This is a genomic window from Rhizobium leucaenae USDA 9039, from assembly GCF_000426285.1.
GTDB classification, from domain to species: domain Bacteria; phylum Pseudomonadota; class Alphaproteobacteria; order Rhizobiales; family Rhizobiaceae; genus Rhizobium; species Rhizobium leucaenae.
This window is the reverse complement of the sequence record NZ_AUFB01000001.1, coordinates 101104-115822: the sequence shown is the minus strand read 5'-3', so window position 1 is coordinate 115822 and position 14719 is coordinate 101104. Positions and strand designations below refer to the sequence as shown.

Annotated in this window: 13 protein-coding genes; 7 read left to right on the top strand and 6 right to left on the bottom strand. The window is 58.0% G+C overall.

The window, feature by feature from the left end:
* The first annotated feature begins 29 nt into the window (after positions 1-29).
* The 4 genes from K290_RS0100545 to K290_RS0100530 all read left to right on the top strand — a co-directional run bounded on the left by K290_RS0100545 (position 30) and on the right by K290_RS0100530 (position 4942).
* Entirely contained in the window at positions 30-1049 is a 1020-nt protein-coding gene (locus tag K290_RS0100545; RefSeq protein ID WP_028750066.1) for an aldo/keto reductase, read from the top strand.
* Between the two features lie 232 nt (positions 1050-1281).
* Positions 1282-2271, top strand: a complete 990-nt coding sequence (locus K290_RS0100540; RefSeq protein ID WP_028750065.1) for an ABC transporter substrate-binding protein — start codon at positions 1282-1284, stop codon at positions 2269-2271.
* Positions 2272-2385: 114 nt separating this feature from the next.
* Positions 2386-3936: a sugar ABC transporter ATP-binding protein gene (locus tag K290_RS0100535; RefSeq protein ID WP_028750064.1), complete on the top strand. Its 1551-nt coding sequence runs from the start codon at positions 2386-2388 to the stop codon at positions 3934-3936.
* Between the two features lie 34 nt (positions 3937-3970).
* On the top strand, positions 3971-4942 hold the full coding sequence (locus K290_RS0100530) for an ABC transporter permease (protein WP_028750063.1): 972 nt from the start codon (positions 3971-3973) through the stop codon (positions 4940-4942).
* Positions 4943-5174: 232 nt separating this feature from the next.
* Here the strand turns inward: K290_RS0100530 and K290_RS0100525 are convergent, their stop codons facing one another.
* The 4 genes from K290_RS0100525 to K290_RS0100510 all read right to left on the bottom strand — a co-directional run bounded on the left by K290_RS0100525 (position 5175) and on the right by K290_RS0100510 (position 9512).
* Entirely contained in the window at positions 5175-6176 is a 1002-nt protein-coding gene (locus tag K290_RS0100525) for an acyltransferase family protein (RefSeq protein ID WP_028750062.1), read from the bottom strand.
* The gene (locus K290_RS0100520; protein ID WP_028750061.1) at positions 6173-7465 is read right to left on the bottom strand and encodes an O-antigen ligase family protein; all 1293 of its coding nucleotides are present in this window, start codon (positions 7463-7465) and stop codon (positions 6173-6175) included. Before K290_RS0100520 ends, K290_RS0100525 begins: the two co-directional genes overlap by 4 nt.
* 9 nt (positions 7466-7474) lie before the next feature.
* A complete protein-coding gene (locus tag K290_RS0100515; protein ID WP_028750060.1) occupies positions 7475-8749 on the bottom strand; it encodes a polysaccharide biosynthesis/export family protein in 1275 nt (424 codons plus the stop codon).
* An 82-nt stretch (positions 8750-8831) separates the two neighbouring features.
* Positions 8832-9512, bottom strand: a complete 681-nt coding sequence (locus K290_RS0100510) for a sugar transferase (protein WP_028750059.1) — start codon at positions 9510-9512, stop codon at positions 8832-8834.
* A gap of 748 nt (positions 9513-10260) precedes the next feature.
* Here K290_RS0100510 and K290_RS0100505 point away from each other — a divergent pair.
* Positions 10261-10551 carry an exopolysaccharide production repressor protein gene (locus K290_RS0100505; RefSeq protein WP_028750058.1) on the top strand — a complete coding sequence of 97 codons (291 nt, stop codon included), beginning with the start codon at positions 10261-10263 and terminating at the stop codon, positions 10549-10551.
* 89 nt (positions 10552-10640) lie between these two features.
* Positions 10641-11651, top strand: a complete 1011-nt coding sequence (locus K290_RS0100500) for a glycosyltransferase family 2 protein (protein ID WP_028750057.1) — start codon at positions 10641-10643, stop codon at positions 11649-11651.
* Positions 11652-11663: 12 nt separating this feature from the next.
* Here K290_RS0100500 and K290_RS0100495 read toward each other — a convergent pair whose 3' ends face one another.
* Together K290_RS0100495 and K290_RS0100490 are read right to left on the bottom strand one after the other, a co-directional pair.
* Positions 11664-12608: a polysaccharide pyruvyl transferase family protein gene (locus K290_RS0100495; protein ID WP_028750056.1), complete on the bottom strand. Its 945-nt coding sequence runs from the start codon at positions 12606-12608 to the stop codon at positions 11664-11666.
* 90 nt (positions 12609-12698) lie between these two features.
* On the bottom strand, positions 12699-13658 hold the full coding sequence (locus tag K290_RS0100490; protein ID WP_028750055.1) for a glycosyltransferase family 2 protein: 960 nt from the start codon (positions 13656-13658) through the stop codon (positions 12699-12701).
* 792 nt (positions 13659-14450) lie between these two features.
* Here K290_RS0100490 and K290_RS38215 point away from each other — a divergent pair.
* Entirely contained in the window at positions 14451-14705 is a 255-nt protein-coding gene (locus K290_RS38215) for a hypothetical protein (protein ID WP_245276441.1), read from the top strand.
* The last annotated feature ends 14 nt before the right edge of the window (positions 14706-14719 follow it).

Here is a 14719-nt window from a genome sequence, read left to right as displayed (position 1 = left end):
ATAATGCATGCCATCACAAGGGAGAGGTGATGAAGAGGAGAAGAATCGGCAGGACAAGCCTGGAGGTCACCGAATTCAGTTTCGGGGCCGCAGCGCTCGGCGGTCTTTACCGCGCCTGCCCTCGCGACCAGGCCATAAACACCCTGCAGGCGGCATGGGATAGCGGCATCCGCTATTTCGATGTTGCGCCCTGGTATGGCTTCGGTCTCGGCGAACGCCGCGTCGGCGATTTCCTGCGCGACCAGCCGGAAGACAGCTATGTCCTTTCGACCAAGGTCGGCCGGCTGATGCGGCCTGTGGCGAGCGACAAGGTGCCGAACTACGGCTATGTCGATCCCCTGCCCTTCGATGCGGACTACGATTATTCCTATGACGGCATTATGCGGTCGGTCGACTTCAGCTACGCCCGCCTCGGCCTCAATCGGATCGACATCCTCTATGTTCACGACATCGGCGGCTACACCCACGGCAAGGCGCTGAATGACCATCATCTCGGCCAGCTCCTGGGCTCCGGCCTGAAGGCATTGGAGGAGCTGAAATCGTCGGGCGCGATCAAGGCCTATGGTCTCGGCGTCAATGAGGTGCCTGTCTGCCTCGACGTCATGCGTGAGGCAGACATCGACTGCATTCTGCTTGCCGGTCGCTATACCCTGCTGGATCGTTCGGCGGTGGCCGAGTTGCTGCCGCTCTGCGAGAAGAAGGGCACGTCGCTTGTGGTGGGCGGCGTCTTCAATTCCGGCATTCTCGCGACCGGTCCCGTCCCCGGCGCCCATTTCGATTATCTTCCGGCGACGGCGGATGTTCTGGCCAAGGTTCAGGCGATGGAGGATATCGCCCGCCGCCACGACCTGCCGCTCGCCGCACCGGCTATGCAGTTTCCGCTTCGCCATTCGGCCGTGGCTTCGGTGCTGATCGGCACGGCGAAACCGGAAAGTCTCATCCGCAATATGCAGCTCGTGGAGCCTGAGCTTCCGGCCAGCCTTTACGCAGAATTCGAAGGATTGACCCTGGTCGCGCCGCCCTTGGGTGATGACGCCGTCCGGGTTTGAACAGAAAATAAGGAGCTATCGGGCTGTCGCGAAAGGCGGCTTCGAAGAGGAGGAAAGCCTGTTTTGGCGTGGATGTTACGGCATGATCCCGAAACGCAAGTGAAACGTTTCGGATAAGATCATGCGCAACAAACATCTCGCGATGCGTGAGCCCGTCAGGTGCTCACGATACCGTGCCGCAAGCGTTCAACGGCCGGTGTGCAGGAGCAGAGCGCGTTGAGAGGAGAAATCAATGAAAATCGCCAAATCCCTTCTGTCCCGCCGCACTTTTGCCGGTCTTGCCGGCGCGGCCATCATCGCAGTCGCCATGCCGGTGCAGTCCTTTGCTGCCGATGTGACCATTCCGATCATCGTCAAGGACACGACATCCTTCTACTGGCAGATCGTTCTTGCCGGCGCTCGCAAGGCGGGCAAGGATCTTGGCGTCAACGTGCCGGAACTCGGCGCGCAATCGGAATCCGATATCAACGGCCAGATCAGCATTCTCGAAAACGCCGTTGCCGGCAAACCGGCCGCCGTCGTGATCGCGCCGACCGAATTCAAGGCGCTCGGCAAGCCCGTGGATGAAGCCGCCAAATCCGTGCCGGTCGTCGGCATCGACTCGGCTGCCGATTCCAAGTCCTTCGTCTCCTTCCTGACGACAGATAATACGGCCGGCGGACGCATCGCCGCCGACGGTCTTGCCGCTGCGATCAAGGGGATGACCGGCAAGGAAGAAGGCGAAGTCGCCATCATCACCAGTCTGCCGGGCGTCGGCTCGCTTGACCAGCGCCGTCAGGGCTTCCTGGATGAGGTCAAGAGCAAGTATCCAGGCCTGAAGGTCGTTGCTGACAAATATGCCGATGGTCAGGCCACGACCGGCCTCAACATCATGACCGACCTGATCACGGCCAATCCGAAGCTTGTCGGCGTCTTTGCCTCCAACCTGATCATGGCGCAGGGCGTTGGCCAGGCGATTGCCGAAAACAAGCTCGGCGACAAGATCAAGGTCATCGGCTTCGACAATGACGACAAGACCGTCGGCTTCCTGAAGTCCGGCGTTCTTGCCGGCCTCGTGGTGCAGGATCCCTATCGCATGGGTTATGACGGCATCAAGACCGCGCTCGCCGCCTCCAAGAAGGAGAAGGTCCCGGCCAACGTCGATACCGGCGCCAATCTCGTCACCAAGGCGAATATGAGCGATCCGAAGATCGACGCCTTGATCAATCCGAAGGTCAAGTAATGCATTGAGGCCGCGCCTGGGAGACCGGGCGCGGCCTGTTTTCATTCCGGCTTCGTTTAGCCGCTTGCGCGGAAACGAACGGAGCGCCGCATGCTCGCCTAAGGAGGAGACCCCATGACGAACCTCGAAGAGATCAGTCATCGACACGATGACAATATCCGGACGGAAGCAAGCCGCGTTCCGGCGGGTTCGCCTATTCTCGAACTCAGGGGGCTGCAGAAGCGCTATGGCTATGTCGAGGCGCTGAAACCCGCGACGATCACCTTCCTGGCGGGAGAAATCCACGCCATTGTCGGCGAAAACGGCGCCGGCAAGTCGACCCTTATCAAGCTCCTGACCGGCGTCATCACCAGGACGGCGGGCGAAATATTCTGGTGCGGTCATCCGGTCGGGCTTTCCAATCCCAATGAAGCGATCGCCCGCGGCATCAATGCCGTGCATCAGGAGGTCGTGCTCTGCCCGCATCTGAGTGTTGCAGCCAATCTTTTTCTCGGCGACGAGGTCAATCGCCTGGGGTTGATGCGCAAGAAGCAGATGGAGAAGCTGGCGCAGACCGTGCTTGACGATCTCGGCTTCGGCCTTCCCGCAGCCGCGCTGCTGAGTTCGCTCACCATCGGCCAGCAACAGCTCGTCGCCACCGCCCGCGCTGCGATGCGGGGCACGCAATTCCTGATCTTCGATGAGCCGACGGCCTACCTTACCCGTAAGGAATCGGCCCAGCTCTTCAAGCTGATCCGCCGCTTGCAGAGCGAGGGCGTTACCATCGTCTATATCAGCCATCGCATGGAAGAGGTCTTCGAACTGGCGGACCGCGTCTCGGTCCTGCGCGACGGAACCCATGTCGGCACGCGCACGATCGGTGAAACCAATGAGGACGAGTTGATCAAGCTGATGATCAACCGCTCGATCGAGCAGATTTATCACAAGGAAGAAATCCCGATTGGGGAGACCATCTTGGAAGCCCGTGGCCTCTCCGGTCCCGGCTTCGAAAATGTCTCGCTGAGCGTGCGAGCCGGCGAAATCGTCGGCCTCTACGGATTGATCGGCGCCGGCCGCAGCGAATTCGCGCTCGGGCTTTATGGCCGTCAGCCGCTATCGGCAGGCGAGATTTACTGGCAGGGCCGGAAGGTCAATATCCGCAGCGAGCGGGACGCCATGGCACTCGGCATTGCGCTGGCGCCGGAAAGTCGCCGCGACCAGGGGCTCTGCCTCAATCTGCCCATCGGCCTCAACATCAACCTGCCGGTGTTCAAGCGGCTGAGCCAGGGGCCGATCATCAACAATAGCGGCGAAGCGGCCAATGCCGATAAGCAGATTCGCGATCTCAGCATCAAGACGCCGAGCCGGCGGGTTCTCGTTTCGGCCATGTCCGGCGGCAATCAGCAGAAGGTCGTCATTGGCAAATGGCTGAGCCATGGCGCCAAGCTTTTTATCTTCGATGAGCCGACCGTCGGCGTCGACGTCGGTACCAAGGCGGAGATCTACCGGTTGTTCGCCAAGCTCTTGCGGGGCGGCGCGGGCATCATCGTCATCTCGTCCTATCTGCCTGAAGTCTACGAGCTCGCCGACCGGCTCCATGTTTTCCGCCGCGGCCAGCTCGTCGCCAGCCATGATTTTCACGCTGCCACGCATGAGGAAGTCCTCGGCGAGGCGATCGGCGTCTGAACGACACATAAGAGAAGAAAGAGGGAGAACAACAATGGCCGTAAACACCACAGAAGGCCCAACCGTTGCACCGCGGCGCAAGATGAACATCCTCTTCAGCTTGACGCTGATCCTTCTTCTACTTGCTCTTTGGATCGTCCTGGGCTTTTGGACCGACAAATTCTGGACCCCGCTCAACATCACCAACCTGATGCGACAGGGCTCGATGACGGCGATCCTGGCTCTCGGTCAGACCTTCGTCATCATCACGGCGGGCATCGATCTGTCCGTCGGCGCCATCGTCGGCTTCTGCACCGTTATCATTGCCTGGCTGTTGCAAGCCGGATTTCCAATTTGGGCCGCTATTCTGATTACCTTGGCCTTCGGCGTGCTGATCGGCGCATTCCATGGCTTCGGCATCGTGCGCATGGGTTTGCCCCCGTTCATCATCACGCTGGCGACGCTGACATCCTTGCGCGGCATCGGCCTGCTTATTACCAACGGCTCGACGATCAACATAGTCAACGACGATTTCACCAACTTCGCCGTCGCTGATTTCTTGGGGATTCCGAGCCTCTTTTGGATGGTCATCCTGGTGGCGATACCGGCTTTCATTTTCCTGCATCTCAGCCGCTGGGGCCGCTATCTCTTCGCCGTCGGTTCGAACCGTGAAGCTGCGCGTCTCTCCGGCGTCAACGTTACCTGGATGATCTATCTCGCCTATATTCTGTCGGGCACGTGCGCCGCCTTCGTCGGTATCCTGCTCGCCGCGCGCATCGCCATCGGCAACGCAACGCAGGCGGACGGCTGGGAATTGCAGGCGATCGCCTCCTCGGTCATCGGCGGCACCAGCCTCTTCGGGGCGGTAGGCTCCGTCTACGGCCCGCTCATCGGCGCCTTCATCCTCGCCACCATCAACAACGGCGCCAACCTGCTGAACCTGAATTCCTTCTGGCAGCGCATCATCACCGGCGTATTGATCATCGTGATCGTCTATTTCGATCAATTGCGCCGCCGGCGCCTCTAAAGGTATTCGACGACGATCTCGCGGATGGCATGCTAAAGGCACGCCATCCGCTTTTGGTTACACAACAGAAGAACTGCAGGACCTCGTCAATGAAGGATTGGCCAGTGGCCCGAGCGCGCACAAATCTATGGCAGATGTAAAAGCTGAGGCACGGCGAAGATTGCAGGCGGCTCTCGAAGAGACCCGTTGTTCGTGCAGCCAATAAACGAATAAGCCGCGCCGATGCAGGCGGTCACGCCGGCGACGGACGTGACCTTTGCCAGCTCAAGCTCCTCAACAGGTTACGCAGCGGCTTTTCAACCGCTTCGTAAGCGCAGACACCCAGCAAAGTGCCCGAGATGACGCTGAGGAATGTTGCGACGTCCGAGGGCATCTGCGTGGATGCCACCGCTTTTATGACCACCGAAATCGCCAGCGTGTGCCAAAGATAGATCGAATAGGAGCTGTTGCCGAGATAGGTGAGCAGCGGAATATTCGGCAGCTTTCCGCTTCGTTCCAGCGATACTATGCCAAGCACCAGTGTCACGGCGAGCGGTCCGCAGGCCACTTCGTTGAAGTCGAGGCCGATAAGCTCGACGGCGGCAAAACCCGACAAGGCGGCAACGACCAGGGCAAGGCCGAGGCCGGCACCCGGTATCCTCCCCGCCAGCCACAGCCGGCCGAGAACAGCGCCGGCCACGAACTCGAGGATGATCGGCTGCGTATAGGTGAGCAGCAGAGAGGATTGCGGATGGAAGATGTTGCCGGCGATGACGAAGGCAAGGAAGATGCCGGCCATGCTCGCAAGCTGCAGACGGCGTGGCAACAGCAGGGCCGCTGCGAAGATGACGTAGAAGAACATTTCGAAATTCAACGTCCAGCCCTGCACGAGAACCGGCCAGATCTCGCCATTGCTCGGCGAGCGCACGGGAAAGAAAAACAGCGAGCCGAAAATATGCGCCACCGTCAGCTTCATGCTCGGAAACAGGCCCGCGAGCGCACCCGCAACCATGATGCTGGTGACGATCCAGTAAGACGGCGCGATGCGCTGCAGGCGATCGAGTAAGAAGCGCATCGGCGTCACCGGACGGCGCTCGCTCATGGTCCACATGATGAAACCGCTAATGACGAAAAAGACGTCGACGCCGGCCGCTCCGATGCGGAAATGGCTGCCGGCGCGCTCTGCGGCGTGGAACAGGACTACTGCGAGAGCGGCAAAACCGCGCAGATATTGAATGCCATAAAGAGTCTTCATCTGCTGATCCGCGACTCCCAGTTCATCGATGGCACAAACTCCATTCGATCTTCGGGAGCAAGCGGAACGGGCTTTGGCGCTCGCGTTTTCATCGTCAGCTTGCCGGCCGTGTAATAAAACAGGAAAGAGCCGATCTGATAGGGATTGAGAATGTCAATCTCGACGAAGGCGCGGGTGAGAAGCAGCGTCGCAATGCCGACCAGCACATAGGATTCATCATTTCTAATGTCGGTCAAAAACCGCTTGAGATGGCCGACCAAGCCGGTGAGCAGGATCGCGACGAGCAGCGAGACGCCGATCAGGCCGGTCTCCACGGTTGTTTCGATGAAAGTGTTGTGGAAATGGAAACCGGTGCGCGAGGCGATATAAAATTCGTCCCACAAGCGCTCCGGCTCCGAAAAACCCTGTACCCAATAGCCCTGATAGCCGACGCCGAAGAGAGGATGCTGCGCGGCGGCTTCGATGCCCTGTTGCCATAGATAGGTGCGGCCTGTCAGTGTCGAGTCCTTGCCGAAGGCTCCGAGCACAAGATCGACGCCGCCGAAATTGACGCCGGCGACAATGACCGCCAGACCGGTTATGGCCAAGACAACAAACAGCCTCTTCCGCTGCCGAGGCGACAGGAACAGGATACCCCGCATGCCGATGGCGAGCGCGACGATCAACCCTGTGGTCAAAACCGACGTCGCCGATTGCGAGGCGAGCAGGCAGTAGGCGGATAGCAGACCGGCAATGCCACCACCCACCATCCAGATGCGGCGTTCGCCGAGGATGAAGACGGCGGCAAAGGCGAAATATATGCCGAGCGAGGCGTAGAAGCCGAGCTGGTTCTTTGAATCGAAGGCGCCGACGAAACTATAGGTGCTGTCGAGCGGGTCATAGGCGTAATAGCCGAATAGGATCGAATAGAGCAGCACGATCCCCGTACCGGCAATTGCGCCACGCGTGAGCGTGCGAATGTCGATCGTGCGCATGGCGATCAACGCGCAGATGATATGCGTCATGTACTGGATCGCCGCGCGCGCCGTAACCGACGGCGCGGCCGACCAGAAGATTGAGAGGCAGGCAAAGACTCCGAAGGCGAAAAGCCAGAGCTGCTTTTGGTAGTTCCCAAGCGTGCTGCGATAGCCGATCAGCACCAGCGGAAACCAGAGGCCATAATAGGCAAGGATAGAGACCTGCCCGAAGAGGGAGGAATAAGCGAAGACGAAAAACGAGAGCGCAACGGCCACCGTCCCGTAGGTGGCGTTGCTCCCTGGACGAATGAAGGTCGATTTCGCGAACTGCATCGACCCTCCTTAACGCATGGCAAGCGCGCTGCTGACCTTGATGAGGTCGCCCGGCAGGACCTGGGTGTTCTCTTGAGCCGGAATTTCCTTCGTCTGACCGTTGTCATCGCGGACGATGGTGTAGGCGATGTTGACGCTCTGCCCGCTAGGATCAAGGTTGCTGGCATCGGCCGATTGCGCGACCGCTTCCTGCATCAGGGCCTGGCTGGTGGAAAGCTTGAGCTGCAGGGTTTCCAACTGGGTATCGGTGTCCTGCAAGTCCTGCGCGAGAGAGTTCTGCCAATCGTTGCGCAGCGTATTTTCATCCTGGTCGGCTTTGCTGATGCTCTGCTTGGCGTTCAGCGATGCCGTGTCGGTATCCAGCAGATTGGTCTCCACGTCGGAGGCGCGCTGCTCGGCCGAGATCCTGCGGGATGCAAGTTCCAACCCTCTTTCGGCCAGACTCTCGACCTTGTCGCGGTCCGCCTTGGCAAGATCAAGCTGGTGGCTTAGCGTGTCGGTCTTCTTCGCCAGCGCCTCCACCTCGCTTTGAAGCAATACTTTCAGATCCGCCAGGGCTTGTAACTGCGTTTTCAAGCGCTGGCTCCGCGTTTTCATCAGAGCCTCTTCGCTTGCCAGCAGGTCGGCCGATTGCGGCAATTTCTGCAGCTCCGGTGGAACATCGATCTGATCTTTACTTGCGAGTTCTGCCAGCAGACGCGCCTTGCGCATCAGCAGACGCCCGCGCTCTGCCATCAGAACGACGGCATCGCCCTTGGCATTGATGTAGTCACGGGCAAAGCGCTGGCCGGCATCGGCACGCCGCAGGCCGCCGCCGAGGCTGACTGCCTTGAGAACGGTGAGGTTGGGCACAAAAGGGAATTGTCCGGGGTTCTGAACCTCGCCGGTGAGATAGATGGGCCGAAATTGCGAAAGCTCCACGGAAGCCGAGGGTCGGTCGCGCAGGCCGAATTGTTTCTGCAGCCCGATGCCGATCGCTTCGGCAATTTCGTCCGTCGTCTTGCCGCTTGCCGGCATATCACCGATGAAGGGAATGGAAACTGCCCCGGAAGGACCGACAGTGTAATCGCCAGAGATAGTCGCCCAGTCGCGGACGGAGCCCTCCGCAGTCTGCCATTCGGCAACGCGAATGTGCAGCTTGTCCATGACTCCCAAGTGGTATCCAGGAAGATTATCGGCATAGGCACTACCCAGCGGCATGCACAGGCTGAGCGCAACAAGAGCTGCGCAACGAAGAGGTGCGGCCGCGCCAACGGACTTACCAGGAGACTGAATTTCAATCATGCAGGATCTTCCCTGTTATTAGAGTGCAGCCCCGCATTGCGGGGAAACCGCAGGCATCTCCCTGCGGTATCTGCGTTCGCCATCAGTAGCTGCCACGCGACAGGCAGACCGCAGGAATGGTTTTGGCGATGATGACAACGTCGCTGCTGAGCGACCAGTTCTTGACGTAGTGCGTGTCGAAAGCGACCCGGCTGGCATAGGACACGTCGTTGCGACCGCTGACCTGCCAGAGGCCTGTCAGGCCAGGGCGGGATTGGAGGTAGTAGATCGCTGCGTTTTCGTAGAGTTCCAGCTCGTCTTCGACGACGGGACGCGGCCCGACGACGCTCATTTCACCGCGAATGATATTGATGAGCTGCGGCAACTCGTCGAGGCTGAGTTTGCGAAGCACCGCGCCGACAAGGGTGACCCGCGGATCATCCTGCAGTTTGCGTGTTGCACGCCACTCGTCCATTGCTCGGGGGTTGGCCTGCAGATAGGCCTTCAGAACCCTGTCGCCATCGACGACCATGGTACGGAACTTCAGGCAACGGAAGGTCTTGCCGTTGTGTCCAATGCGGCGATGGCCGTAAAAAACGGGCCCCCGATCCGATAGCTTTACCAAAAGCATAAGCATAAGGAAGATGGGGCTGATGAAAATCAGCGCCGTCAATGCGGCGGTTACGTCGAACGTCCTCTTAAGGAATCCACCTGTCGGGGGAAAGACGTCGCTTTCCGGAGCGCTGAAAAAAGCCGATGTGGCCGATCTCGTCGCAGACTTCATAGAGATGACTCCATTCATGTTGGCGAATTGGTCGGAAATGTCTCGGGCGCCTAGTTAGGGCTTTGCAGTGGGGAGTGTAGGTGGCGATTATGATTTTTTAAGCCAAATTTTTGTGGCGGTGCGAAACCACTGCCGGGTTTTACCCCCAGGGCGGTAGTTTTCGTCAGTTTAGATATTTCTTATATAATAATTGTACTAAAGAATGTATTGTATAAACGGCTGGAAAAAGCGTTAATTACGTTGCGGATCGGGATCGGAGAGAATGTTAACGGCCATATAGCGGGTTTATTCATTCGCTCTTTTTGAAAATTGGCCGTGCGCACTCTTGAACGTTTATGCGCAAACTTGATTTTACGTGAAAAATATTGCATTGCAGCACCATACTGCAATGCACATAGTGGCGATGGCGATAGCCAGACTGTGTAATAAAAGTTGATTGATTTGGCTCAATTCGAGACCTGTACGATGAGGAGGCATGCTCACTTAGATTGCACAAATCGCCGCCTGGCAATCTATGCGGGAAATATGGAAAAAGAACGGCGAAATCGACTGCAATTGCACGTATTATGGAGGAGTAGTTTTAACGGGTGATGCGTTAAAGTCGTATTCGTTCCGTAATCGTAATGGACCACCCGTCATTTGGTTGAATCTCAAGGATTCATTAAATATATTTGACTTGTGGGGTCTATTTAGGGAGGTAAGACCTTGATCGCTCTTTTCCTGATGACTATGCGCCGGAGGTGACGTCATGTATGCGCCTCGCGTTTTCATCAGCATGGTCGGCACCTTGGCTGTATTTGCCATTGCCACCTATTTTCTTACACAATCAGTTTCGACCACTTTCATCGAAACAGCGATTTGTGCAGTGCTACTGCAGATCGGTTATTTTATCGGTGTCCTCTTCCTGGTCTGGAAAGAACGGAGCGCGCGAGAGGCGTCGCTGAATCAAGACTCGGCTGCAGTGCCGTTGCGCGATGACGATAAGGTCACCGGCCTGCCCGCTTCAAATCTCAATCGTTCCGAGCCCTTCAATCCTTAAGGTCTCTGCCAGGCACATCTTTTGGCACTGGCATGGTTGTCGATGGCTGACGCCGTCCTAAGTCTCCGGCAGAATTCATGGAGGCTGAAGTGACTGACAGTGCCGAAAACAATGTCTGCGTGATTATTGCCGCGAAGAATGCCAGCGACACCATTGGCCTTGCCGTTGCTTCCGCCCTTTGCGAGCCAGAGGTCGCTGAAGTCGTCGTAATCGACGACGGCTCGATAGACGGCACCTCCGCTTCCGCCAGACTCGCCGACGACGGCAGTGGGCGTCTTATCATCCATGAGTTCGACGAAAACCGCGGCCCGGCCGCAGCACGCAATCATGCGATCGAGATGTCGCGTGCCCCCCTGATCAGCATCCTCGATGCCGATGATTTCTTTTTTCCAGGGCGATTCAAACCTTTGCTCGAAAGCGACAATTGGGATTTCGTCGCTGACAATATCGCTTTCGTCAACGCCGATTCAGTTTCCGATGCTCTTACAATGGTCGATCGTTTCGATCCAAAACCGCGCTTCCTGGATCTGGTCGCCTTTGTCGAAGGTAATATTTCCAAACCGGGAGTGCGACGCGGCGAGATCGGTTTTCTGAAGCCGCTGATGCGCCGGTCGTTCCTGGACGCTCAAGGCTTGCGTTATAACGAAGCCCTCCGTCTGGGAGAGGATTACGATCTCTACGTACGGGCCTTGGCTAGGAGCGCGCGCTATAAGGTCATTCATAGCTGCGGTTATGGCGCCGTGGTGCGCAGCAATTCGCTCAGTGGCCAGCATCGCACCGAAGATCTGCACAGGCTTTATGAAGCCGACCGGGCAATCCTTGCCGACGGCGGCCTCTCCCCGGCTGACGCAGCCGCCATCCGCCGCCATGAGCAGCATGTTCGCGGCCGCTATGAGCTGCGTCGCTTTCTCGATATCAAAGGGAAATCGGGCCTGGCGGCGGCGGCCTCCTATGCATTGGGCAAGCCTGCAGCCATTCCGGCCATTGCCGGTGGCATTCTTGCCGACAAAACGGAACGTTTTCGCAAGGGCGGCGGGGTACCGATTGCGCATTCTGGAGCGAACGGCCTGCGCTATCTGCTGCAGGCCGCTCCTGAATAAATTCGCTCGATATCAGAAATAATCGCGGCGGACGCCTTCGAGAACATCGAAAAGGCGTTGCTTGCGATTGGCAAGTGCGGCGTCGGCGCTCAGTTGCGGTTTCGCCTTGCTCGCCTGCCACAGCGCCAGCGCCGAGGGTACGGCAAGCGCCTGTTTCGCCATTGCCCTGAGGCGGGTCTGCTGGGGATCGGCGAGTACCGCCGTTTCTCCATGTCCGTCCCTCGCCAGCTCTTCGACAGCCTGCTCGTCACGTTCGAAGCCAACGCCCCAGAACCGGGCACCCTTGGCGATAGCTTCTGCCCGGGTGGAAACCGGAATCTGTTTTGGCGCATAGGTTACACCGAGAGAGCGGGCCCAGTCGTTCCACTTGAAGTTGTTGATCGCGCGTGATGTACTGACAGCAATCCACGGTACGCGGAAGGCGTCGGCAAGGATCGCGCCATGCATGGACTCCGCGACGATCAGCTCGGACGTTGCGATCTCGCGGATGACGGCCTTTGCCTCGCCGCGCGGGTCGAGATACGACAGCCCAACGGTCTTGCAGATCTCCGGCCAGAGCCCGGCTGCCGCCGACTCCCAATGCGGAACGAAAGTTCGGCGATTGGTTTTCGGCAGGTTTTTGAATTCCGGCATTTCAGTTACCATTACTGCCGGATCGATGATGCCCATGTCCTGCGGCAGGCCGACTTTTTCCGCCGTCAGCGGGCCGCGCACGCTGCGGATATCCCACTTGGTCTTGTCGCCCATCTCCGGTAGCGAGCCGTAGCCGAAGCCGCTGCCGATCACGAGCTTATGACCGTCGAGCGGTAGGATCAGGGTGTTGAGGACGGTGCCAACCCCGACGAGCAGCGTTTCTCTATGCACGTCGCGCAAGCCCGGGAGCAAGAAATCCCAGAGCCAGAGATTGAGATCGTCACCAAAATTGCCATGGGTGGATTCCCAGTGGAACGGCTTCATACAGGTCTCCTTGGTGATTTAGGTAGTAGCCGAACACGCGTTGGCTCTTTAGGAATGTGCGGCATGTCAGCTTTGCTGCAGGTGCGAAAGCTAGGGCGTAAATTTGCTCACGGCAAGCTGCACCGCACTCTGCAATATCGCAGGATCGCGCCATGCCCACCTCATCAGCAGCCCAAATTGCGGCAATTGTCGCCGGCGTAGCTGCCCTACTTGGCTCCATATCGCCTGTTTTCGGGCGCGATTTTTATAGGAACGAATTGACGCAATGTCTTGGGGTCGCTGCAAAAACCGCTGCTCCAGCGTGTCGAGCGCCGTCCAAGTGTTGAACTGCTGCCGCAGAAACTCCGGCGAGGCGCTGTCGATGCTATGAAAAATATTCATTCCCTCCCCACGCAAGGCACCGGCGTCTTCGCAGAGCAACACGCGCTTGGCAGCCAGAATGCAATCGCAGAAGAACAGCACGTCCTCGGCCGCCAGCCGCAGTTTGGCCTCGAAACGAATTTTTTCGAACAGCGGCCGTCCGATCACCATGCAGGATAGATGCAAGAAGGCCCAGTCTTTCAGCATGACGCTGGCGACATCGGGAACTTCGATCAGCGAAGGGCGGGCGGAAAGACGCGTGGCATCTGCCGATTTAACGAGCTCCGCTATGCCGAAATGATAGGAAAACCCCTCACCGCCTTCGATCGAGTCCCAATAGCAATCGGCGTCATGGCGCGTCAGCGCCTCGAAGGCATTGCTGAGATGTAGCGGCGCCCATTCGTCGTCGGAATCGAGGAAAGCGACGAAGCGGCTTGAAGCCGGCACGTTGTCGAGGCCGGTATTGCGGGCGCCGCCCGGTCCTGCATTGGCCTGACGGATCACCCTAATTCGCGCCCGATCTTCAGCGCTAAGCGATTGCAGCTCGCTTTCCGCCGGCAGCGGCGATTCGTCGTCGACGATGACAATATCGAAATCCTGAAATACTTGCTTGGATATGGACGTCAATGCACGCTGCAGAATGCCTTTCTGTCGCTGGTAGAAAGGAATAACTATCGTAATTGACGCCATTTTCTCGCCCTTGTGGTTTCAACAAAGAATTTGCAACCCCTTCGCAGGAGCGCGGCCACGCATTTTTCGACCTCTCCATCGCCGATTTTCAGCCGGTCCCGGGAGACAGAATGTCGCCATGGCCCCACAGTTAGCGCCCGTTCGATTACGAACAATGTCGAATAGTGTGTTTTATCAAAGATGGCGTTGCCTTCGTCGGGATTGATGGTGCGCTTTTCAGCGGCCGACGAGCAATTGCCCTTTTGGCGTTCGCTGCCGAACGCCGCTCAGGCTGGGCACGGGGGCGCTAACGCGCAAGTCGTGGAACTCGTCCCTTACGCACAGTGTTCAAAGCAAAATTCCACCTAAAGGAGAGCTATTTTATTCGTCTTTTCTCAATAAGCTTGTATCATTGCCCCATTTTGATCATGATTGACCCCGGATTCCGCGGCAACGCAAAAAAATCCTCGGCCGGTGGAAAAAAATTTGGTGCCGCCGCAGCGTGTAATTCCATGTCACCTTCAGAATATGATACCATTCTTAAATCCATTTAATACCAAATACCTATGTGGGTTCTAATCCAATCGAGTTAGATGTTTTCCCACCAATTTTCATAGCGCGACAACGGGTCTACCGGGTCGCGCACCCCAGTTTTTTGCTGCACCGCCATATTTCCTTTCCCGAGATCGCCCTAGCTTACGTCTGCGGGCTCTAGTCTGCTCTGGTTAGAACGGCTGCAAGGGGGGAGCGGTCTGAAAAGGGGTGACAGCTATCGTGAATGTGACTGCCAACGTGTCTTCGCGGATCAATCGCATGCGCATTGTGCTCATCCCGGGCACCATGTTTGTACATATCCCGTTTGATACGGATTCCAGCCCATTCAACGGCGCCTACGGCCTCTTTGACTGGTTTCGGATCTTCCTGCGCGACAGCCTGTTTGGCTTTCGCCTTCTCCGCCCGAGCGCCATTTCCGGCGTCCCGCCCTCCTTTTACGATCTGCTGACCGGCAGCCCCACGCGGCCGAGCGTTGAAATCCTGGCCGCCGGTGGCCGGCGAGTGACCTCCTAGTGAACGAGTAAAGG